Below are 20,939 nucleotides of genomic sequence, written 5' to 3'. Positions count from 1 at the left end.
AAAGACCGGCGAGTTTAGCAGGCGCGCAGGCTGTGGCTCAGGCCGGTGGCGACTGCTTTCGCACGACGGCTGTGCTCACGCCAGCGCGCGCGTGGCGCGCTGAGCCACGTTGCGCCAGTCGTGACCGCGCACCTGATCGGGCGCCACCTTGATGCCTCCCGCGACCACCAGATCCACCGACTGGAAGCGCGCCAGCATCGACTCCAGCGGCAGCACGCCGCTGCGCCGCGTCACACCTTGGCTCCACCAGGGTTGCTCGACCGATTCGTAGCGCACCACGCCGCCATGGAAGTTGAGGAAGAAGGGCATGCCCGGCAGGGTGCCCTGTCCCGGCTCATCGGGATGCGGGCGCAGCAGACGTTCGTTCTCCAGGTCCAGCAGCCATGGCGTCCAGCTCGGCGAAGCGGGATCGGGCGCATGCACCAGCAGCAGCCAGCGGCCATCGGCAGACCAGATCATTGATGGGCTCATGCCAGCACAGGCCAGGCCGCTGTGGGTGCAGACGTAGGCGCCGAAGCGTGCATCCTGCGGGCGCGGACCGGGGTCATCGTAGCGACCGCGGGCGCCGTGCAGATGCGCCCAGCCGCCGCTGGGCGAGGCGTAGATCAAATCGAAACAGGCCAGCGGTGAGGGCGGCACACGCACCCGCACTGCCCGCGACAGCGGCCCGACCAGGGCGCTGCCATCCTCGTTGAGGGCGTAGCGATCACAGGCGAAGCGCAGCCAGCTGTTGGGGCTCAGCAGCAGAAAGCTGCGGCCCTGTGCGGCGATGGGCGGCAGCCGCTGCAGCTCGGCAGTCGGCGCCGCGGCCGGCACCCGACCGAGCGCGCGCCGCACCTGCAGCACGCCGTCGCACATCGCCACCGGGCGCAGGTCGAAACCTTGCGCAGGGCACGGCAGAATCGCACGGCTGCGCGTATCGACCACCATGCAGGTTTCCGGCACCGCGGTGTCGAGAGACGCCGGCTGAACAATCAGGTGTCGGCCATCGTCCGACCACAGATGCGCCAGCGACAGCGGGCTGACCGGCAGGGTTTCGCCATCCAGGCGAGCGCGCCAGCAGCGGTCGGCCTGGCGCTGGAACAGGACCACCCGGCCGCCCGGGCCGAGGCTTTCGACTTCTGCACCCTGATCGAGGTCTTCAGGATCGCCCAGCCGCAGCCACAACAGGGCCTGCCCGGGCAGATCGCGCTCGGTGTAGCGTGCGGCGCCATCGGGCTGCGCGATCGCCCAGGGCTGTCCCTGCGCGAAACCGTAGCCGGCTTCGGCGCTGGCTGCATCCCACTGCTGCGGATAGCCAGCGCTGACCCGCCCTTGGCGCAGCTCGACGCCGAAGCGCTCGGACTCCAGCACGCGGACCCGGCCGAGGCTGAGTGCAGGGTGGCCGTGGTCGACATCCCAGCGCAGCGAGAACCGTCGCGGAGTGCGGCCGTCCTCATGCAGCCACAGGCCCAACGCATCGTCGGGTGCCAGCAGCAGGGCGCGGCCGTCGGCACGCCACACCGCGGATTCCGGCGACAGCACCGCGAACGGCAGCGCCACGCCGTCGAACAACACGGCATACGCCGGCTGCAGCGCGTACCGCAGCGGCTGCAGCGCCTCGGCGATCTGCTGCGGCTCGCGCCGGGCCATGAACTGCAGCCGAGGACGGCCGGAAGGATCCGGCACATCGAGCCGCTCTGGCGCGGCCTGCAGCCATTCGGCCTCGGTAATCCACAGCCCGAAACGCAGCATCAGCTGCAGATCGAGATCGGCCTTTGCGCGGTAGCTTTCGATCGCCCGCGGCCAGCGCTCATTGGCCTCGATCGCCGACCACAGCTCGGCGCCCTCGTCCCAGACGTAGCGGCGCGCATGCTGCCGATCCAGTGCCAGCACGCCGCCGCCGCGCAGCGCACGCACCACCAGCCAGCGGCCATCGCGCGAGACGTGCAGGCTGCGGTCGCGGCCCTCAAGCACATGGCCATCCTCGAACACCCAGGTGCAGCCCTGTGGCTGCGAGGAGCGCGGCTTGATGCCGGGCACCATCCGGAAGCGCAGGCCGCTGCCGGGCAGACGCGACCACACATGTCCGCCTGCGCCCGACAGCGCGTGTTCGTTGGTGAACGGATAGCGCGCGCCAAGATCGCGCGCGGGCCGGAGCATCCACGCGAACACCCGGCCGTGCAGCAGGACGCCGAGAATCAGCGACGAGAACGCCATCGGCAGGGCCAGCCACGGCCCGTGCAGCGGCCACACCCACACCGCCAGACTCACCGCCAGCGAGACCGGCATCAGGCCCGACAGGGCACGCAGAAAGTGCGGCGCGCGCCCCTGGCCGCGGCGCTCGAACGCGAAGCTGGCGCCAAACGCAGACAGGGCGCCCAGCCAGATGAGGGCCACCAGCCAGGGCGGCAGAAAGGCCACACACACACACAGCAGCACCGCCAAGAGTGTTTCCAGCAGTGCGGGCATGCAGTTGGGGGTCAGAGCGAAGGTGCCGGGAGTTTATCCGCGCAGGCGGCGGGAATGTGATCGCACGCACACGCCAGATGTCAAAGACGCCAAACCTGCGCCGCAGAAGGTCACTCCATTCCCAAGGCCTGGCCTTTCGCCCGCCTGGGCCAGGCTTGCCGGCAGCTACACAGCCGCTGCGCCAGCATCACGGCCGTGAACCCGCCCCTGATCCAGCTCAGCCCGGCCGGCCTGTACTGCCCAGCCGGCGACTTCCATATCGACCCTTGGCGCCCAGTGCCACGGGCAGTGATCACCCATGCCCACAGCGATCACGCCCGCAGCGGCAGCGCGCTGTATTTCGCCCACGCCGATAGCCTGGCCCTGCTGCGCTGGCGGCTGGGTGCGGACTCCAATCTGCAGGGACTGGCCTACGGCGAGCGCTTTGAGCTCGGCGCTGCGACGGTGAGCCTGCATCCGGCCGGCCATGTGCTGGGTTCGGCGCAGGTGCGGATCGAAGTCGACGGCGTGGTGTGGGTGGTGTCCGGCGACTACAAGCGCGATCCCGATCCGACCTGCGCCGGCTTCGAGGTGATTGCCTGCGATGTGTTCATCACCGAGGCCACCTTTGCCCTGCCCGTCTACCGCTGGGCACCGACCGCGACTGTGGCTGCAGAAATCCTCGGATGGTGGGACGCCTGCGCCGCCCGCGGCGAAACCGCCGTGCTGGGCTGCTACGCGCTCGGCAAGGCGCAGCGGGTGCTGGCCGAACTCGGACGATTGAGCGATCGCCAGGTGCTGCTGCACGGCGCGATGGCGCCGGCGGTGGAGATCTACCGCGCCGCCGGCATCGCCCTGCCGCCGACGGCCACGGTGTCCGAACAGGCCAAGGGCCGTGAACTCGCCGGCGAGCTGGTGCTGGCACCGCCGTCGGCGCTGGGCACGCCCTGGATGGGTCGGTTCAAGAACGTCTCGACCGGCTTCGCCTCCGGCTGGATGCGCCTGCGCGGCAATCGGCGTCGGCGCGGTTTTGATCGCGGCTTCGTGGTCAGCGACCACGCCGACTGGCCGGGCCTGATCGACACCATCGTCGCCACCGGCGCGCGCAAGGTGCTGGCCACCCACGGCAGTACCGAGGTGCTGGTGCGCTTTCTCCGCGAGCGCGGCATCGATGCCGCCGCACTGAAGACCGAACTCGGCGGCGAGAACTGATGCGCGCATTCGCCGAGCTCTACCGCGCACTCGAATCGAGCACGCTGACCACTCGCAAGCGCGCCGCACTGGTGGCGTACCTGCAGTGCGCAGCGCCCGCCGACGCGGCCTGGGCGCTGCACTTTCTACTCGGACGCAAGCTCGGCCGGATCGCCCAGAGCGGCGAACTGCGCGCCTGGGGGGCCGAGGCCAGCGGGCTGGACGCGTGGCTGGTCGAGGAAAGCTATGCGCATGTCGGTGATCTGGCGGAAACCCTGAGCCTGTTGCTGCCCGAGCCCGCCAGCCCGGCGGATGAGCGCGCGCTGTCGAGCTGGGTCGAGGACGTCCTGCTGCCGCTGCGCGGTGCCGCCGCCGACACCCGCAAGCACCGGCTGTTGCGCGCCTGGACTGAACTGCCTGCGTCACAGCGACTGGTGCTGAACAAACTGCTGACCGGCGCGCTGCGGATCGGCGTGTCCACTGGCCTGGTGCAACAGGCGCTGGCCGATCTCTCAGGCCTGGCCCCGGCGCTGATCGCGCAGCGTCTGCTGGGAGATTGGGCACCCAGCGCAGATTTCGTCGCCGGCCTGCTGGCAGCGCCCGACGGCTTGGCCGCCGAGGTCGCGATCCAGCCGTTCCAACTGGCGTCGCCGCTGCAGGAAGCGCCGGACTCGCTGGGCGACATCGACGACTGGCAGCTGGAATGGAAATGGGACGGCATCCGCGCCCAACTGCTGCACAGCGCCCAAGGCGTGGTGCTGTGGTCGCGCGGCGAAGAGCGCATGGATGGGCGTTTCCCCGAGCTTGAAGCCGCCGCACTGGCGCTGCCGGTGGGCAGCCTGCTCGACGGCGAGATCCTGGCCTGGCGCGACGGCCCCCTGCCCTTCGTGCAGCTGCAGAAGCGGATCAACCGGCTGCGGCCCGGCCCCAAAATGCTGGCCGAATGCCCGCTGCGTTTCCTCGCCTACGACGCCCTGTTCGACGCCGGCCACGACCTGCGCGCGCTGCCGCTGCAGGCGCGGCGTGCGCGCTTGACTGCACTGATCGACGCCGCCGCACAGCCGCAGCTCGGCCTGTCCGAGACGTTGCAGCCAAACGACTGGGCCAGCGCTGAAGCTCTACGCCACAGCGCGCGGGAACGTGGCGTCGAAGGCCTGATGCTGAAGCGCCGCAGTTCGCCTTGGCAGTCCGGCCGCAAGCGGGGCAGCTGGTGGAAATGGAAGCTCGATCCGCTGTCGATCGATGCCGTGCTGATCTATGCCCAGGCCGGCCACGGCCGCCGCGCCAACCTCTACACCGACTACACCTTCGCGCTGTGGGACGGCGACCAGCTGCTGCCGGTGGCCAAGGCCTACTCGGGCCTGGACGATGCCGAGATCGCCCGGCTCGATCGCTGGATCCGCGCCAACACGCTGGAACGCTTCGGGCCGGTGCGCTCGGTGACACCTGAGCTGGTGTTCGAGCTCGGCTTCGAAGGCGTGAATCTGTCCAGCCGCCACAAGTCTGGCGTGGCTCTGCGCTTTCCACGCATCCTGCGCTGGCGCGAAGACAAGCTCGCGCGCGAGGCCGATCAGCTCGCCGAACTGCGCGCGCTGGCGGCGCAGCTGTCGGCACCCTCGAATCGTTCCGGCGCTGACGCATGAGTGCGGTCGTCAAACCACGCGCGCGCAAGCCGAAAGCCGCGCACGACATCGCCTCAACGCCGCTCGATTCAACCGAGGCCAATGCACGCCTGAACGCACTGTTCGCCGCGCGCGGCTGGCAGGTGCAGGGCTTCCAGCGCGCGCTGTGGCAGCACTGGCAGGACGGTGAATCCGGCCTGCTGCTGGCGCCCACCGGCAGCGGCAAAACCCTGGCGGTCTGGGCCGGTGCGCTGCTTGAAGCGCTGCGAAATCCGTTGCCGAAACCGCGCCTGCGCTGGCTGTGGATCACCCCGCTGCGCGCGCTGGCCGCCGACACCCGCGAAGGCCTGGAGTCGGCTGCGCGCGGCGTTGGTCTGGATCTGCGGATCGAGTTACGCACCGGCGATTCCTCCACCTCGGCCCGCGCCCGCGCCCGCCGCGGCGACTGCGATGCGCTGATCACCACGCCGGAAAGCCTCGCCCTGCTGCTCAGCTATGCCGACACCGCCGACGTGCTGGCCGGCTTGTCCGCAGTCGTGGTCGACGAATGGCACGAGCTGCTCGGAGCCAAGCGCGGGGTGCTGCTGGAGCTGTGTCTGGCGCGCCTGCGCGGACTGAACCCACAGCTGCGCTGCTGGGGCCTGTCGGCCACGCTGGGCAATGCCGAGCATGCGCTGCAGACCCTGTGTCCGCAGCGCGCCGATGCGCGCCTGCTGCGGGTCGACCCGGGCGCCATCGGCCAGGCGCCGCCGCAGATCGACAGCGTGCTGCCGCGCGAACACAGCCGCTTTCCCTACGCCGGTCATCTCGGCCTCTCGCAGCTGGCCCAGGTGCTGCCGCACATCCTGAGCGAGCGCTCGAACCTGCTGTTCACCAACACCCGCGCCCAGGCCGAGCTGTGGCATCGCGCGCTCGGCGCGGTGTGGCCCGAGGACGCAGCCACCCTGGGGCTGCACCATGGCTCGCTCGACCGCAGCCTGCGCGAGCAGGTCGAACACGGCCTGCGCGCGCAGCGCTATCGCTGCGTGGTGGCGACCTCAAGCCTCGACCTTGGCGTCGACTTTCCAGCCGTCGATCAGGTGATCCAGCTCGGCAGCCCGAAGGGCAGCGCGCGCCTGCTGCAGCGCGCCGGTCGCGCCGGTCATCGTCCCGGCGAGGTCTCGCGCCTGCTGTGCGTGCCGACCCATGCGCTGGAGCTGATCGAGTTCGCCGCTGCACGCGCTGCCATCAACGCCGGCGAACTGGAGTCGCGCACGCCGCTGCACGGCTGTCTGGATGTGCTTGCCCAGCACCTGGTCACGCTCGCCGCCGGAGGCGGTTTCGCGGCTGACCCGATCTTCGTCGAGGTGACCACAACGGCGGCGTTCTCCGAGCTCGAACGCAGCGACTTCGACGCCGTACTCCACTTCATCGAACGCGGCGGCCGCGCGCTGAGCCAGTACCCCGAATTCAACCGGGTCGAGCGCGATCCGCAGGGGCGCTACGTGCTGACGTCCCCGCGCCAGCTGCTGCGGCAGCGGCTGTCGATCGGCACCATCACCAGCGATGGCGCGATGCGGGTCAAATTCGTCAGCGGCGGTGATCTGGGCGCAGTCGAGGAGAGCTTTGTCGGTCGGCTGAATGCGGGCGATGTGTTCCTGTTCGCCGGCCGCCTGCTGGAGCTTGTGCGCCTGAAAGACATGACCGCCTACGTGCGCGCCGCGAGCAAACAGAGCGGCTCTGTGCCCCGCTGGATAGGCGGACGGATGCCGTTGTCGACCCTGCTCGGCGCGCAGGTCCGGCGCCTGCTGGCCGCGCCCGAGGATTCGAATGCCGCTGAACTGTCGGCCGCCGCGCCGATGCTCGCCACACAGCGACGGCTGTCGGCGCTGCCGGCGCGGGACGCGCTGCTCGTCGAGGTGATTGCCGAGCGCGGCGGTCTGCTGCTGGTGCTGTATCCGTTCGCCGGCCGGCTGCTGCACGAAGGCCTGGCCGCGCTGCTGGCCGCCCGCTACGCGCGCCTGCAGCCGGCCAGCGTGAGCTTCGCTGCCAACGACTACGGCCTGCTGCTACGTATCGCACCGCGCGCTGACATCGATGAAGCCCTGCTGCGCCGGCTGCTCAGTCCCGATGGTCTGGAAGTCGATGCGCGTGATTCACTGAATCTGGCCGAGCTCGCCAAACGCCGCTTCCGCGATATCGCCCGGATTGCCGGCCTGCTGCCGCCGAACCAGCCCGGCAAGGCGGCGCGCTCGATGCGACAGCTGCAGGCCAGCAGCAGCCTGATCTTCGATGTGCTGCGGCAGTTCGACCCGGATCATTTGCTGCTGCAGCTGGCCGAGCGCGAAGTGCTCGACGGCGAGCTCGCGCTGCCGCAGCTGCAGGCCCTACTGAACCGGATCAGCGTCGAACGCCTGCAGCTGCTGCGGCCGAAGTCGCTGACGCCGCTGTCGTTTCCGCTGTGGGCGGAAAGTCAGAAAGGCGCGCTCAGCAGCGAGGACTGGCGCACCCGCGTCGAGCGCGCCGCCGCCGCACTGGAGCGCCGCCGTGGCTGAGCCCGCCGTGCTCGCGAATTCGACCTGCATAACGTTAGGCGGCGTGCAGCTGCAGCTGCTGCCCGAGCGCGCGCTGTTCTGGCCTGCCGAGCACACCCTGTGCATCGCCGACCTGCACCTCGGCAAGGGCGATGTGTTCCGCCGCGCCGGCATCGCCCTGCCGCGCGGCGGCACCGCGCTGGATCTGGCCCGGCTGACCGCGCTGCTGAGCATCACCGGCGCACGCCGCCTGTTGGTGTTGGGTGACCTGATCCACGGACCGCTGCCGGCCGATGCGCACTGGCGGCAGCTGTGGAACGAATTCGCCGAAGCGCATCCACAGGTCGAGTTCGACGCAGTGCTGGGTAATCACGATCGCCAGCTGCGCGATGCGTCCAGCTTCAGTCGCCTGCAGCGGCTGCCAGCCGCTACGCAGCGCGGTGGTCTACGCCTGCTGCACGAGCCGCCGGCGCTGACCGAGCCCGGCTTCGCTCTGTGCGGCCATGTGCATCCGGTGCTGAGGCTGCGCCAGCCCGGCCTGCCGCCGCGGCTGCCGGCGTTCTGGCGGCGCGGCAATCAGCTGGTGCTGCCGGCCTTCAGCGATTTCAGCGGTGGTTGGGCAGTGCGGCCGAGCGCTGGCGAAATGCTGTGGGCCTGCGCGGGGACCGAGCTGCTGGAAGTTCACGGGTCGGCACGAACCGCGAGCGTCTGAGCCGCGCGCCCAACCGCCTCGGAAAACAATGGGGGCATGTCGTGAGGTCAGTGAATCCCCAATCGGCCTTGGCCAAAGCGTGCAAGAATCGTCTTGAAGTTTGTAATCGAATCCGTATTCAGACATGCATCGGCCAAATGCGATCTTCAATCTGTACCGCAAGCGCCTTGAAGTCGCTCCAAGCATCTCTAACCGCCTGAGAGTGACTGCCGATGGCGCCATCCGCTGAGCTGAGGTGGAAGATGGGTTTGCGGACCTCTTGCGCCATCGGGACCAGACTGCGGTAGTGCTTCAGTCGAGCCAAACAGTCGCCTTCAATTTTATTGCCGGACTGACCCACCTCGGGCTGGCCGATGACGCTCTCTCGATAGGTGCTCGGGATCCGATCTGCCCACTTCTTGTAAGCCTTCACTGCCCGGGACAACCGCTGCATATGCTGCATCAAAACGTAGCCCTCGGGCTTCATTGAACCAGCAGGAAGGTCGAAGTCCGGCTGCTCCCAATTGGCAACTCGCTTTTTCCAGTCCGATCTCCACACCTTCAAGGTGGGCCCCAGGTTGCGCAGACCTTGCAGGGAAAACAGGTCGGCCGCCAGCGGGATCACCACATGATCGCTGCCGATCAGCGCCGAGCGATTGATGGCACCGAGGTTCGGCCCTACGTCCGCAAGAATCAGATCGGCTCCGGTGTTCTGCGCGGCCATTTGCGCCACTTGCCAAAACGAGGTCAACAGTCGGAATGGCCGAAACAGATTTTCCTGGGTTGAGCCCATCGCATCCGTCCATGCACCTGACAACTGATCCTCAAAACCAGCCAGGGCCAGATCGCCAGGAACCAGATGCAGCCGCGGGTGGATCGTATGGACAACGGGCTGCAGGATATCCCCCACCTTGGTCAGCGGCTGAATGCACCTGAAGATGGTTGTACCAACTTTAGGTGGCAATTGCGGGTCCCAGAGCTCCTCCAGTGAATCTTCCGAAAGAAATGCCGAGGTCAGATTGGCTTGCGGATCCAGGTCAATGGCAACCACCCGCTTGCCCATCTCGGCAAACATCCAGGCGAGATGAAACACCAGCGATGTCTTGCCGACGCCGCCCTTGTTGTTGAAGAAGGTCAGAACAGGAACGCTCATGAAACGCCCCTCGCAACAGCAAGCCTCAACGTGGCCAGCACATTGGTAGGTTCAACTTGGAACTCGGGTGGCGGGTTGCCGTTGGCAGCCATGGCACGGCGCGCCTCCGCAATACCAAAACCGAAGCGCTGTACAAAGCCCATATTCTTCAGCGCGGCAGCCAGAATCGGGTTTCTGTAGTCACTAGCACCGGGCCGGCCAAAGTTCTCCTGGGTCACCGCGCCATAGGGCCCACCCGGGTTGGCGATCTCGATCCGATCGTCAAACCAGTAGATCCTCACAGGCGCATTGGTCCCCTCGTAGGTACGATGCATCACTGCGTTGCGCGCGAGTTGCTGCAATGCCGACAAAGGGTAGCCGGCGGCGCGCACTTCGGTTGTTGAACCGGACGTAAAATCCACCGCCACCGCAAGTGTCGCCTTGAGCTTGTCGTCCAGCCTGCGCAACATCGTGTCCAGGTTGCCGTCGATTTCCGACTCGTCCACCACCGGATCGCCCCACTCCGTGCCACGAATGCGCAGGAACTGCACATAGGCGGACGGAACCCACGTGCGGGGGCTCTTCCCCAAGGTCAACAGCCCCACCACCGTTGGGGTAGGCTCGTCTACGCTGGCAATCATGCCCAGGGAAGCAAGTCGCTCCTCGTAGCTGCGGCCATTCACTTCCAGCACATCGCGCGCCACGGCTTGGGGCAGGTACTCATTCTCAAAGTAGCTGCGGCTCAGGTCGTCAAGCGAGCTGCCGCCCACCGGGTGCGTGTCGAAACTCTGGTCGCGGTAGCGCCGCTTTTCATTGAGCACGCGCTCATCTTGGCCTGAGGCCTGACCGCGCCTAGGGCCAATCCGAATCCAGATGCGTCCATCCAGTCTGACCGGGGGCGCGTCGGCGGGCCACACCGTCACCACCGCCACCTCTCGCCCGAGGAGATGGCGTTTGGCGACAGTCAGCGTGGGGGGGGGTGTGATCTTGCCGTCGGTCTTGATGTCGGCAAGGGTCAGCAGCAAGTCATCGCTCACCACAAACTCGGGACCCATAGGCGTTCCGTCGTCTTTGACGCCTACAAACAGCACGCCCGGCAAGCGGTGGTTCGGTAGGTCATTGGCAAACGCACACACGGCCTGCCGGACCTTCTCAGGCGCGTCGCCCTTCCAAGCCTGCTTGCGCTCCGCACGATCACTTTCCAGATTGAGGATCAACGCCAGCAGTTCTTCATCGGTCAACGGTTTCATGGTCGCGTCCAGATATTCAACATCAACCCACGCTCACGGGAATCAGCGTCATCGTATCGTTGCCAAAGATGTCGATAACCTTCACCGCCACTGTGTAGCGGCCTGGCCGCTCGTAGGTGTGCACGGCTGACTTTGCTGACCTCGGGCTCTGACAGGTTCCGCAGCGCCACAGGGCTTTCGAGATCGACAGCCCGGTCAAACAAATGGTCGCGGATGAAAACCTTGACCTTGGGGTAGAGCAGTTCGTACCCACCCACCAGCCGCAACTCTTTCAAAAGCTGGCGAGCGAAGAAAGCCACCACGGAACGGAAGTCGGCCACGCCGCTGGTGTCGAGCTGGATGGTGTGGTCCACCTCCGCGTCGAGCATGGTCTTGAAGACGATCTCGCGGGTCTCTTCGGGCGTGAACGGCTTGACGGGCAAGGGCTTGTTGCCGAGGGCTGACGGGTCCAGCTCGCCCAGGTCCTTGAACTCGCGATTGAAGCGACGAGTAAGCCTGGGCAGGGCGATGTCCAGCTCGTCGATGTTCTTCGTGGTGGCGTCTTTCTCGACCTCCACCACCAACGAGTCCTGACGTTCCTTGCCCCCGTTTCCGCCCATGGGCACCCGCTCGAAGCTCACGCCCTCGCTCTGGATCGACTCCACAAAGTCCATGAAGGCGGACGTGCCCATGACGGACACGGTTTCCCGCTGGTCACTGCCGAAGTACATGCGTCGCAGGCCACGGCCCAAGGTTTGCTCGGGCAGGATGTTGCTCTTGGCTGAGTAGGCCCGGAGGCCGACGATGACGCTGACGTTGCGAACGTCCCAGCCCTCTTTCAGCATCAGTACCGACACGATGGCCTTGTAGGGCGATTTCCAGGTGTCGATCTCGTTGGACTGCTTGCGAAGCAGCTCCAACTCATCCTTGCTCTTGCCGCTGGAAGCCTCCGAGATTTCACCGTTGGCCTTGGTGTGGATCACCAGCACCGCCCCTTGCAGCTCTGGACAGACCTTCTCTAGGTAGGCACCCACCTCGTCGCAATTCTTGGTGTCGTCCACCATCACGAACAGCACGGCCTTCTTGCCCAGCTTCTCGTGCTCGGCATAGCTCTTTCGCCACTCCTCGACGCCGAGGGCGAGGTAGTCGGCGTATTTCTCGCTGATGATGGGGCTGTTTTGTGGGGCCAACTTTGCTTGGCTGGCCGCATCCGGCAACACAGGGTGCTTGACCACGTTCTGGGCGATGGCCTCCACCAGCGGGTAGTCGCTGATGGTCTGCACAAAGATGGCGCCATTGTTGTGCCGAGGTGTAGCCGTAACGTCGATCTGGATGGACAGGCGAAGGTCTTTTTGCAGGAGGCGATGGTGAATGTCCTGGATGCATTGGAACCACGCCATACGAGGATCGTGGATGTGATGGGCTTCGTCGTTGAAGACGGCCAGCTCGTCGATCTCACGGATCAGTTCGCCCAGGTCGGTGTTGCTGTCGGTGGTCTTGCCTATGGGCCTATCACCGAAGGGCGAGAGGAAGTAGTCCCGCAGGTCGTCGTCGTCCAGCGAGGGCTCGGGCACCTCACCGAGGTACACGCGGTGGATGTTGGTCAGGAACAGGTTGCCCGTAGAGCGGACCACCCGCACGTCGTCCTGGATGTGCAGGGCGATCTGAAAGTCATCCCGCCAATTGCAGCCCGCGTGCCCGTTGTCGGGCAGCACGGGGTCATTGAAGAAGATGCGAAGCCCATCGAAATCGGCCCGCAGGCGGTCCAGAACGATGATGTTCGGGGCGATCAGCAGGAAGTTGCGTGAGAGCGTGGAGTCAGGCTCGTAGAGCTTGTGGAAGTAGCTCCAGGCCATCAGCAGCGACAGCACCTTGGTCTTGCCTGCACCCGTGGCCATCTTGACCACGAAGCGGGGCCATTCCTCGTCGAACATGTTGCTCGACACCGCACCCGAGGAGTCGAACCGCAGCAGGTCGTACTTGTCGCGCGCCTTTCGAACATCGTGCAGCCAGATGACCGACTCCACCGCCTCACGCTGGGCGAAGTAATAGCGGAACTCAGATTGCGTCCCGTCTGCCTGACTGACCAGGTGATAGGTATCGAACCACCACTCCAGCAAGGCTTTGGATGTGTTTGACGCGCCTTGGTAGCGCGATTCGCGCCAAGCGGCCACCTCCCTTCGCACATTGGCAACGAGAGGGGGCAGCAGCTTTTCGTAAGCCGTCTCACGCGATTCTTCCGCAGCCGGGAACCAGCGAAGGGATGGATCGAGCATCTCGTACGGCGAGCTTGGGAAGCTGGGGTGAAGTGCCATGTTGCATGACTTCCTGAGGCTGGTAGCACGTGATCGCCCGAAGGTCGGGCGGGAGATGCGGCTAGACCCATTGTCCCCTAGCCAAGCACTCTTGATCCGTCACGAAGAAGATTGATCTTTCGGCACAGCGCGCGCCTGAGATGCGCACCGCGTGAGAATCTTCCAATTCAAATCCCCGCTGGCCGGATCAACACGATCGTTGTGGACAGCTTCCCCCAATGATTCGCTCCTCGGCTTGCTGCCAGTGAGCGCGTGCACGATCTTCCGCACCGCCGCACTGAGCAGTGATTGAACCCGTGGAGGGCACTGGCTCGCGTTCCTGTTTTTCACCACCTGCGCGCTCCGTTCGAGTGCATTGCAAGCACTTCCTCCCTGAGTCATGGCTACAGCCGACCACGCGTCCGCGCCATCACCGTCACCAGCCCATCGCCGCGATGCAGCAGGCTGGCGTAGGTGAAGGGCAGATCGTCCAGCACGATGTCGGCCTCCAGCACGAAGTAGCTGCTGATCACGCTCACCGTTGCGCTGGGCGGCAGCCGGGCCAACCCAAGTCGCTCAAGCTCGCTGTTGATTTCGGGGACTTCGCGGTACTGGGCGCGGCCCTCGCGAGCCAGAATCTCGGCCTGTCGGCGGGTCATCGCCTCGTTCAGGCTCATCCACAGCGCCGGGCTTGCCGTATTGAGATTGAGCGGCGTGCCTTCGGGCAGGGCGCAGACGTGCGGCTGCAGAAGCGTCCAGGCTTCGGCATCCAGCGCCGGCAGCAAACGCAGTTCGGAGACATGGGTCATCGGCCGGTTGGCGGCGCGACGCGGCGGCGCGCTGGCGAGATGCGCGCCATCCTCGGCGCCTCCGGCGCTGCTGTCGATATCGGCATCGATAAAGTCCAGCGCCTGCGCGGCGACCAGCGGATTGACGCCGAGGATGCGCAGCAGACGCTCGAAGCGCTCGATCTGGACGCTGTTGGGCTCGCCGTTGCGCTGCAGGTTGTTGATGTTGAAACAGCCGCCCTGCTCGCGCAGCCGGCCGATGATGCGGCCGCCGGGAATGTCCAGCGGCGGCAGCGGCTGCGCCCACAGGTCGGCATTGGTATCGAAGTTCGGCGACTGGCGCTCGTCCTCGCGCAGCGCTTCGCCGGCCCAGGCCTCCAGGCCCAGCTGCAGCTGCCAGGTCTGCTCGGCGCGCAGGCTGTTGCGGGTGCGCGCCTGGGTGATCTCGCCGGCATCGAGCATGCCGACCACGATCACCGAGGCCAGCGCCAGCACCAGCACCGCGAAGATCAGGGCCACGCCACGCTGACGCAGCGGCGACTGCCGATACCTGCGTGCGACGCTCACGGTATCGCCTCGATTTCGGGCAGCTCCAGCAGCCGGCGAATGCGGCCCAGGCCCTCGACTTCGATCTCGACTTCCACCCGGCGCGGCCGCAGCTCGGTGTTGCCGGGCGCCGGCCAGCGGTCGTACTCACGACCGTTTCGGCTGAAGTAGCGCAGGCGGAAATCACTGACGCCAGTCAACAGTTCGACCTCGTCCGGTCGCGTGCCCGGTGCTCGGTCCAGCACCGGCCAGCGCAGTCGCAGCAGATTCTGCTGCTGGCGGCGGTAGCTGGCGCGCTCGATCTCGGCGCGCGCTGCGCCGAGCGCGTTCGCATAGCCATGGCGGCTCAGCTCGAAACCCGTGCTGGTGCCGAACAAGGCCGGCTGCGACTGCCCCTGCGCATCGCGCACCGGACGATCGGCAATCGCGCGCAGATCGCGCTCGATCTGGCCGACCGCGAACTGAATCCGCGCCAGCGCTGCGGCCTGCTCTGCCATCTGCGCACGCGCCCTCAGCACGCTGTCCAGCCCGCCGTAGGCGAGCGCGGCGATGATCGCGAACAGGGCCACCGAGACCACCACTTCGAGCAGGGTGAAGCCGGACTGTCGGGGCTGCAGGCTGGGCGAGCGCATCGTGCTCAGCGCCCCGCAAACGCGGTCAGGCGCGCGATCGGATCGCCCTCGCCCACGGTCAGACCCTGCTCGGGATCGTCTTCGAACACGCTGATATCGATCCGCCGCAGGCTGTCGACATCGGTGCTCACCACCTCGGCCTGCCAGCGCCAGCGCTGCTGACCCATCTGCGCCTGACCCTGCTGACGGCCAAGCTCGGGCGGGCCTTCGGCACGCAGCTCGGCGGCGACGTTCGACGCCACCCACTGCGCAAGCGTGCTGTCGCGATGATGATTGAAAGCCTGCGCCTGCAGGCCGGCGGTGCGGATCAGGGCAACCAGTACCAGCGACAGGATCAGCAGTGCGATCAGGACTTCGAGCAGGGTGAAGCCGGTTTGGCGGGCATGGGAACAGCGCTGGCGCCGACCGCGCGGCACCGCGCGCGCGCTGACGATTCCCGATTCCCGATTCCCGATTCCCAGCCGTTCAGCGCCCATCGCTCGCCTCCAGCAGCAGGCTGCCATCGACCTGGCCGGCCAGGGTCCAGCGCTGGTCGACGTCGGCGCGGGCGAACATCATCTGGAAGGGGCTGAGCTCGCCGCTGGACAGGCAGGCCAGCTGAGGGTCGACCGGGGCGTCGGGGCCCAGCAACAGGGCTTCGCCATCGCGCTCCAGGCCGAGCTCGATGCCGTCATCCAGCGCGCGCGGGCGCAGCGGTTCGCGCGAGGCATCAGCCAGTGGATACCAGCGGTCGGGGCCGCGCCAGGCGAATTCGATCCGCGCCCGGCTGACGAAGATGCCGAGATCGCGGCCGGTCAGTTCAGCCTGTTCGCAGGCAAGGCCCAGCAGCGCCTCGATGCGCCGGGCCTGGGCCTCCAGCTCACGTGCGGCGCCACCGCCGATCGACAGCATCAGCGCGCCGACCACCACGCCAAGAATGACCATCACCACCAGCAGCTCGATCAAGGACAGCCCGCGCGAGCACGCACGGGCGCCGCGGCGCGGCCGAAGGCGCTGCACGAAGGTGTTCAGCCGCCGTCGCGGCCGACGTCAGCAGCAGGGCCTTCACCGCCCGGTGCGCGATCGGCGCCCAGCGTGTACAGATCGAAGTCACCGCTCTGGCCGGGGCTCAGGAACACGTAGTCGCTGCCCCAAGGGTCTTTCGGCAGGTCCTTCAGATAACCGCCAGTGCGCCAGCTGGCGGCCTCGGGGCGGCCGCCGGGCTTCTGCACCAGGGCGCGCAGGCCCTGCTCGGTGCTGGGGTAGTTGAAGTTGTCCATGCGATACAGATCAAGCGCGGTGCGCAGCGCCTGCAGATCCTGCCGGGCGCGAGTGGCGCGGGCCTCTTCGGGATAGCTCATCAGCTGCGGGACGACCAGGCCGGCCAGAATGGCCAGGATGGTCACCACCACCAGAATCTCGATCAGGGTGAAACCGCGTGCGCGCCGACTGCGCGCGGCGGATGCATGGACAGGGCGGGCAAGGCTGCGGATCATGGCGGGCTGGTTTCGACCCGGTCGGGTCGCCTTGAATCGAATGTGCGCGAGTGTAGCAAAGCGATGTCAGCCCCCATGAACTCCGACACCCTGCAGGCGCAGTGGCGCCAGCGCGATCTCGACGCGCTCTGGCACCCGTGCACGCAGATGCGCGAACACCACAGCGGTGAGCTGCCGCTGGTGCCGATCCGCCGCGGCCAAGGCGTGTGGCTGGAGGACTTCGCCGGCCGCCGCTATCTGGATGCGGTCAGTTCCTGGTGGACCAACCTGTTCGGCCACGCCGAGCCGCGCATCGGCGCAGCGATTGGCGCGCAGGCGTTGGAGCTTGAGCAGGTGATCCTGGCCGGCTTCAGCCACGCCCCGGCAATTGAACTCGCTGAGGAACTGCTGCGGATCGCGCCGCGCGCCGACAGCAGCGCGCCGCTCGCCAAGGTCTTCTTCGCCGACAACGGCTCGGCCGGGGTCGAGGTCGCGCTGAAGATGAGCTTCCACAGCCATCGCAATCGCGGCGATGACCGCCGCACGCGCTTCATCGCGCTGTCCAACAGCTACCACGGCGAGACCCTCGGCGCGCTGGCGGTGTCCGACATTCCGCTGTACCGGCGCATCTACGCGCCGCTGCTGTTGACGCCGCTGTTCACGCCCTCGCCCGATGCCTGGTACGCGCAGCCGGGCGAAAGCGCGCGCGCCTGCGCCGAGCGCGCGGCGCAGGCGCTGCAAGCCCTGCTTGAGCGCGAAGGCGACAGCGTGTGTGCATTGATTCTGGAGCCGCTGGTGCAGTGCGCCGGCGGCATGCGCATGTATCACCCGCATTACCTCAAGCGCGCACGCGAGCTGTGCACGCGCTTCGGCGTGCACCTGATCGCCGATGAGATCGCGGTCGGCTTCGGCCGCAGCGGCAGCCTGTTCGCCTGCGAGCAGGCCGGCATCGCACCCGACCTGATGTGCGTGTCGAAGGGCCTCACCGGTGGATTTCTGCCGCTGGCGGCTGTGCTCGCCACCCAGCACATCTATGAGGCCTTTCTCGACGACAGCCGCGAGCGCGCCTTTCTGCATTCGCACAGCTATACCGGCAATCCGCTGGCCTGTGCGGCAGCGCGGGCAACACTCGACATCTTCCGCAGCGAGCCTGTGCTGGAGCGCAACCGCCACACCGCCGCGCGTATGGCCGCACTGGCTGCGCCGCTGGCCGAGCATCCCAATGTGGCCGAAGTGCGCCAGACCGGGATGATCCTCGCGCTCGAACTGGTCGCCGATCGCCGCAGCCGCGCGCCGCTGCCGGCGGCTCAGCGCGGCGGCTTGCGCGCCTATCGGCACGCGCTTTCGAACGGCGTGCTGCTGCGTCCGCTCGGCGATGTCCTGTACTGGATGCCGCCCTACTGCATCGATGATGCGGCCCTGCAGCAGCTGGCCATAGTGACCGCCGGCGCGATCGAAGCGGCGGTTGAAGGCCTGTAGTCCGCGCGTTCGGGCGCGCCCGGCCCTGCCGCTATACTTCGCCCCTTCACGTCCGCCCAAGGCGCGTCCATGAACCAGAATTTCCTCGACTTCGAACAGCCCATCGCCGAGCTCGAAGCCAAGATCTCCGAGCTGCGCCACGCCAGCCACGGCTCGGCCTTCAACATCGAAGAAGAGATCGGCAAGCTGCGCGACAAATTGCGCGTGCGCACCGAAGAGATCTTCCGTGATCTGACGCCCTGGCAGGTCGCACAGCTGGCGCGGCATCCGCTGCGGCCCTACACGCTCGACTACATCGGCCATGTCTGCGAGGAGTTCGAGGAGCTGGCCGGCGACCGCGCCTATGCCGACGATGCCGCCCTTGTCTGCGGTATCGGCCGCATCGACGGCCGGCCGGTGACGATCATCGGCCACCAGAAAGGCCGCGATACCAAGAGCAAGATCAAGCGCAACTTCGGCATGCCGCGCCCCGAGGGCTACCGCAAGGCGCTGCGCATCATGAAGCTGGCCGAGCGCTTCCGGATGCCGCTGCTGACCTTTATCGACACCCCCGGCGCCTACCCGGGAGTCGGTGCCGAAGAACGCGGCCAGTCCGAGGCCATCGCCCGCAATCTGATCGAGATGGCCGAGCTGAAGATTCCGGTGATCTGCACCGTGATCGGCGAAGGCGGCAGCGGCGGCGCACTGGCGATCGGCGTCGGCGACCGCACCCTGATGCTTGAATACAGCACCTACTCGGTGATCTCGCCCGAGGGCTGCGCCTCGATTCTGTGGAAGTCGGCCGACAAGGCCAAGGACGCCGCCGAGCAGATGGGCCTGACCGCTCCGCGCCTGCTGGAGAACGGCCTGATCGACAGGATCATCAAGGAGCCGCTCGGCGGCGCCCACCGCGACCCGGCCGAGTCGGCCAAGCGGATCAAGGCCGCCGTGCTGAGCGAGCTCGATGCGCTCGATCGGCTCACTCTGCCGGCACTGCTGGACGCACGCTACGCGAGGCTGCGCCGCTACGGATCGCACCAGGCGGCCTGATACTCGCGGACGGCGACCGCGCTGGCGGAGCGCCGCACGACCGTGACGTCAAGCGGTCGACAGCGCGCTTTGGCATGCCGCCTGCATAGGCTGGCATACCCCAACGCCCCGAGATGAACATGAATAAGAAATCGATTGCGGCCGCGCTAGCGCTGGCTTTGGCCGCAGCTGTCCCAGCCGCCAACGCGGGAGTCACGATCAACGGATTTGGACAGGTCATCGCCGGTACGATCGGTGACGACGTGGACACCATGCCGGAGCGCAATTTCAATTCGGACATCGACTTCAAAGAAGAGTCGCTGTTTGCGGTGCAGATCAGCTCGGACATCAATGAGCGCGTCGATGTGGTGGCGCAGCTGCTCGCGCGCGGCTACAACGATTTCGATGCAGAGCTGGCCTGGGCCTACGCTGCGATCAAGTTCGACAGCGGCTGGAACCTGAAGGTCGGGCGTCAACGCACGCCGTTCTATCGATACTCCGATTTCCTGGACGTCGGCTACGCGCATCCTTGGGTACGCACCCCACTGGCTGTCTACAACACCCCATGGTCGAACATGGATGGCCTCGGTCTGTCGCGCAACCGGATGATGGGCGAGAACTGGTTCTCTCAGTTCCAGATCCAGTACGGCGAGTACCGCGGTGATGCTCGATTCGGCGGCATCATCTTCGACGGTACGCTGAAGGATTTCTGGGGGCTGTCGTGGGACATGGAATACAAGGAATGGCTGAGTTTCCGTGCGGCCTACTTCACTGCAGAAACTTCGCTGGACGGAACCTCGCTGGACCAGCTGTCCGCGGTTTTGGCAAGCAGCGGCCTGTCAGCGCTGGCAGACAGGATGGATTACCAGCAGGACAAGGGCGAGTTTTACAACATCGGTTTCAAGGCCGAGCGCGATGCCTGGATGGTGGTCGGTGAGTACGTGTTCGTCAGGTTGGCCGACTCGATCGCCTCAGACAAAAAGGACTGGTATCTCTCAGGGGCCTATCGCTTCGGTGATTTCCAACCCAGCGTTACGCTGGGCCACCGAAAGGCGGACCCGATTACTGAAGTGTACGCAGGCATTCCCGCCACCAGCCCGCTGTTCCCGACCATCTTCGGTGCTGTGCAATCACAGGCCTATGACGACCAGTACTACGGCGTTAGCCTGCGCTGGGATTTCGCCAGCAACATCGCTTTCAAGGCCGACTACACCCGTTTCACGTCGGACACCGATGTGCGCTTCACCTCTCGCGACGGCGCGGATCTGATCTCCGCCGGCCTTGTGTTCACATTCTGAGGATGCCCGTCATGAAAGCCCCCCGCATTCTCATCATCGCCAGCCTCAGCCTGTTCGCCCCGCTCAATGCCCACGCCGGTGCCGTGATCGTCGCTGCCGAATCCCCTGAATCGAACATGGACGCTGCCAAAGTCCAGAGCATCTTTCTCGGCCGTGAATCCAGGGTGGGCGGAAGCCCGGTCGCCCTGGTGTTCCAGAAGCCCGGCCCCGCGCGCACCAGCTTCGACGCAGACATCCTGGGCAAACCGGGCCCTCAGCTGACCGCCCACTGGTCGCGGCTGATCTTCACCGGCCGCGCCAAGCAGCCGGAAGAAGCCGGCAGCGATGCCGATGTGGTCGCCAAGGTCGCCGGCAAACCCGGTGCCATCGGCTATGTCGATGCCGTTCCAGCCGGTGCAGCGGTCAAAGTGGTGTTCGAGTTCTGACGTCCTTCCTCCCCGGGGGACTGCAACGAAAACGGGCGGCCCATGGGCCGCCCGTTCTCATTGCGCATGGCTTGAACGATCGTAAGCGTCCGCCCACCTCACCTACCTTCCTGACCTGATTCTCCCGACCGTCTCCGGTTTCCCCAACGGAGGATCGGTCGATGGCGTGTTCGGAGGTGCGGCGGTGGCGTGCGCATGTGCGCTCGC

The 20,939-nt window shown here is 66.6% G+C and carries 17 protein-coding genes and 1 pseudogene; 8 read left to right on the top strand and 10 right to left on the bottom strand.

Going from position 1 to position 20,939, the window contains the following annotated elements; all coding sequences use genetic code 11:
* Positions 1-75 precede the first annotated feature (75 nt).
* Positions 76-2,451: a hypothetical protein gene (locus ACIQ7H_RS11975; protein WP_395791716.1), complete on the bottom strand. Its 2,376-nt coding sequence runs from the start codon at positions 2,449-2,451 to the stop codon at positions 76-78.
* A gap of 186 nt (positions 2,452-2,637) precedes the next feature.
* Here ACIQ7H_RS11975 and ACIQ7H_RS11970 point away from each other — a divergent pair, with 186 nt between their 5' ends.
* The 4 genes from ACIQ7H_RS11970 to pdeM are packed head-to-tail and all read left to right on the top strand — an operon-like array spanning position 2,638 to position 8,468.
* Complete coding sequence (locus ACIQ7H_RS11970) at positions 2,638-3,642, top strand: ligase-associated DNA damage response exonuclease (protein ID WP_395791770.1); 1,005 nt, start codon at positions 2,638-2,640, stop codon at positions 3,640-3,642.
* Entirely contained in the window at positions 3,642-5,264 is a 1,623-nt protein-coding gene (locus tag ACIQ7H_RS11965) for an ATP-dependent DNA ligase (protein WP_395791714.1), read from the top strand. The genes ACIQ7H_RS11970 and ACIQ7H_RS11965 overlap by 1 nt, the downstream gene beginning before the upstream one ends.
* On the top strand, positions 5,261-7,777 hold the full coding sequence (locus ACIQ7H_RS11960) for a ligase-associated DNA damage response DEXH box helicase (RefSeq protein ID WP_395791712.1): 2,517 nt from the start codon (positions 5,261-5,263) through the stop codon (positions 7,775-7,777). The genes ACIQ7H_RS11965 and ACIQ7H_RS11960 overlap by 4 nt, the downstream gene beginning before the upstream one ends.
* Complete coding sequence (gene pdeM, locus ACIQ7H_RS11955) at positions 7,770-8,468, top strand: ligase-associated DNA damage response endonuclease PdeM (RefSeq protein WP_395791710.1); 699 nt, start codon at positions 7,770-7,772, stop codon at positions 8,466-8,468. Before ACIQ7H_RS11960 ends, pdeM begins: the two co-directional genes overlap by 8 nt.
* A gap of 118 nt (positions 8,469-8,586) precedes the next feature.
* Here pdeM and ACIQ7H_RS11950 read toward each other — a convergent pair whose 3' ends face one another.
* The 9 genes and pseudogenes from ACIQ7H_RS11950 to gspG all read right to left on the bottom strand — a co-directional run bounded on the left by ACIQ7H_RS11950 (position 8,587) and on the right by gspG (position 16,543).
* Positions 8,587-9,600: a ParA family protein gene (locus ACIQ7H_RS11950; protein ID WP_395791708.1), complete on the bottom strand. Its 1,014-nt coding sequence runs from the start codon at positions 9,598-9,600 to the stop codon at positions 8,587-8,589.
* Entirely contained in the window at positions 9,597-10,829 is a 1,233-nt protein-coding gene (locus ACIQ7H_RS11945; protein ID WP_395791706.1) for an ATP-binding protein, read from the bottom strand. The genes ACIQ7H_RS11950 and ACIQ7H_RS11945 overlap by 4 nt, the downstream gene beginning before the upstream one ends.
* A 22-nt stretch (positions 10,830-10,851) precedes the next feature.
* Positions 10,852-10,953, bottom strand: a complete 102-nt coding sequence (locus ACIQ7H_RS11940; RefSeq protein ID WP_395791768.1) for a hypothetical protein — start codon at positions 10,951-10,953, stop codon at positions 10,852-10,854.
* Positions 10,954-12,124: 1,171 nt separating this feature from the next.
* Positions 12,125-13,084: pseudogene (locus ACIQ7H_RS11935) on the bottom strand (DEAD/DEAH box helicase family protein); the annotation flags it as partial.
* Between the two features lie 422 nt (positions 13,085-13,506).
* Positions 13,507-14,457: a type II secretion system minor pseudopilin GspK gene (gene gspK, locus ACIQ7H_RS11930; protein ID WP_395791704.1), complete on the bottom strand. Its 951-nt coding sequence runs from the start codon at positions 14,455-14,457 to the stop codon at positions 13,507-13,509.
* Positions 14,454-15,068, bottom strand: coding sequence for a type II secretion system minor pseudopilin GspJ (gspJ, locus tag ACIQ7H_RS11925; protein WP_395791702.1), 615 nt, complete (start codon positions 15,066-15,068; stop codon positions 14,454-14,456). The genes gspK and gspJ overlap by 4 nt, the downstream gene beginning before the upstream one ends.
* A gap of 5 nt (positions 15,069-15,073) precedes the next feature.
* The gene (gspI, locus tag ACIQ7H_RS11920) at positions 15,074-15,544 is read right to left on the bottom strand and encodes a type II secretion system minor pseudopilin GspI (RefSeq protein WP_395791700.1); all 471 of its coding nucleotides are present in this window, start codon (positions 15,542-15,544) and stop codon (positions 15,074-15,076) included.
* Complete coding sequence (locus tag ACIQ7H_RS11915; RefSeq protein WP_395791698.1) at positions 15,534-16,067, bottom strand: prepilin-type N-terminal cleavage/methylation domain-containing protein; 534 nt, start codon at positions 16,065-16,067, stop codon at positions 15,534-15,536. The genes gspI and ACIQ7H_RS11915 overlap by 11 nt, the downstream gene beginning before the upstream one ends.
* Positions 16,068-16,075: 8 nt before the next feature.
* On the bottom strand, positions 16,076-16,543 hold the full coding sequence (gene gspG / locus ACIQ7H_RS11910) for a type II secretion system major pseudopilin GspG (protein WP_395791696.1): 468 nt from the start codon (positions 16,541-16,543) through the stop codon (positions 16,076-16,078).
* Between the two features lie 63 nt (positions 16,544-16,606).
* On the opposite strand from gspG, the gene bioA reads away from it, so the two are divergent.
* The 4 genes from bioA to ACIQ7H_RS11890 all read left to right on the top strand — a co-directional run bounded on the left by bioA (position 16,607) and on the right by ACIQ7H_RS11890 (position 20,732).
* Complete coding sequence (gene bioA, locus ACIQ7H_RS11905) at positions 16,607-18,001, top strand: adenosylmethionine--8-amino-7-oxononanoate transaminase (RefSeq protein ID WP_395791694.1); 1,395 nt, start codon at positions 16,607-16,609, stop codon at positions 17,999-18,001.
* A gap of 69 nt (positions 18,002-18,070) precedes the next feature.
* A complete protein-coding gene (gene accA / locus ACIQ7H_RS11900) occupies positions 18,071-19,030 on the top strand; it encodes an acetyl-CoA carboxylase carboxyl transferase subunit alpha (RefSeq protein ID WP_395791692.1) in 960 nt (319 codons plus the stop codon).
* A 119-nt stretch (positions 19,031-19,149) separates the two neighbouring features.
* On the top strand, positions 19,150-20,307 hold the full coding sequence (locus ACIQ7H_RS11895) for a hypothetical protein (RefSeq protein ID WP_395791690.1): 1,158 nt from the start codon (positions 19,150-19,152) through the stop codon (positions 20,305-20,307).
* Between the two features lie 11 nt (positions 20,308-20,318).
* Positions 20,319-20,732, top strand: coding sequence for a hypothetical protein (locus ACIQ7H_RS11890; RefSeq protein ID WP_395791688.1), 414 nt, complete (start codon positions 20,319-20,321; stop codon positions 20,730-20,732).
* Positions 20,733-20,939 lie beyond the last annotated feature (207 nt).

The organism is Aquimonas sp. (genome assembly GCF_044377145.1).
In the GTDB taxonomy this organism is placed as follows: Bacteria; Pseudomonadota; Gammaproteobacteria; order Xanthomonadales; family Xanthomonadaceae; genus Aquimonas.
Note: the sequence above shows the minus strand (reverse complement) of the source record. Positions and strands in the feature narration are given on the sequence as shown.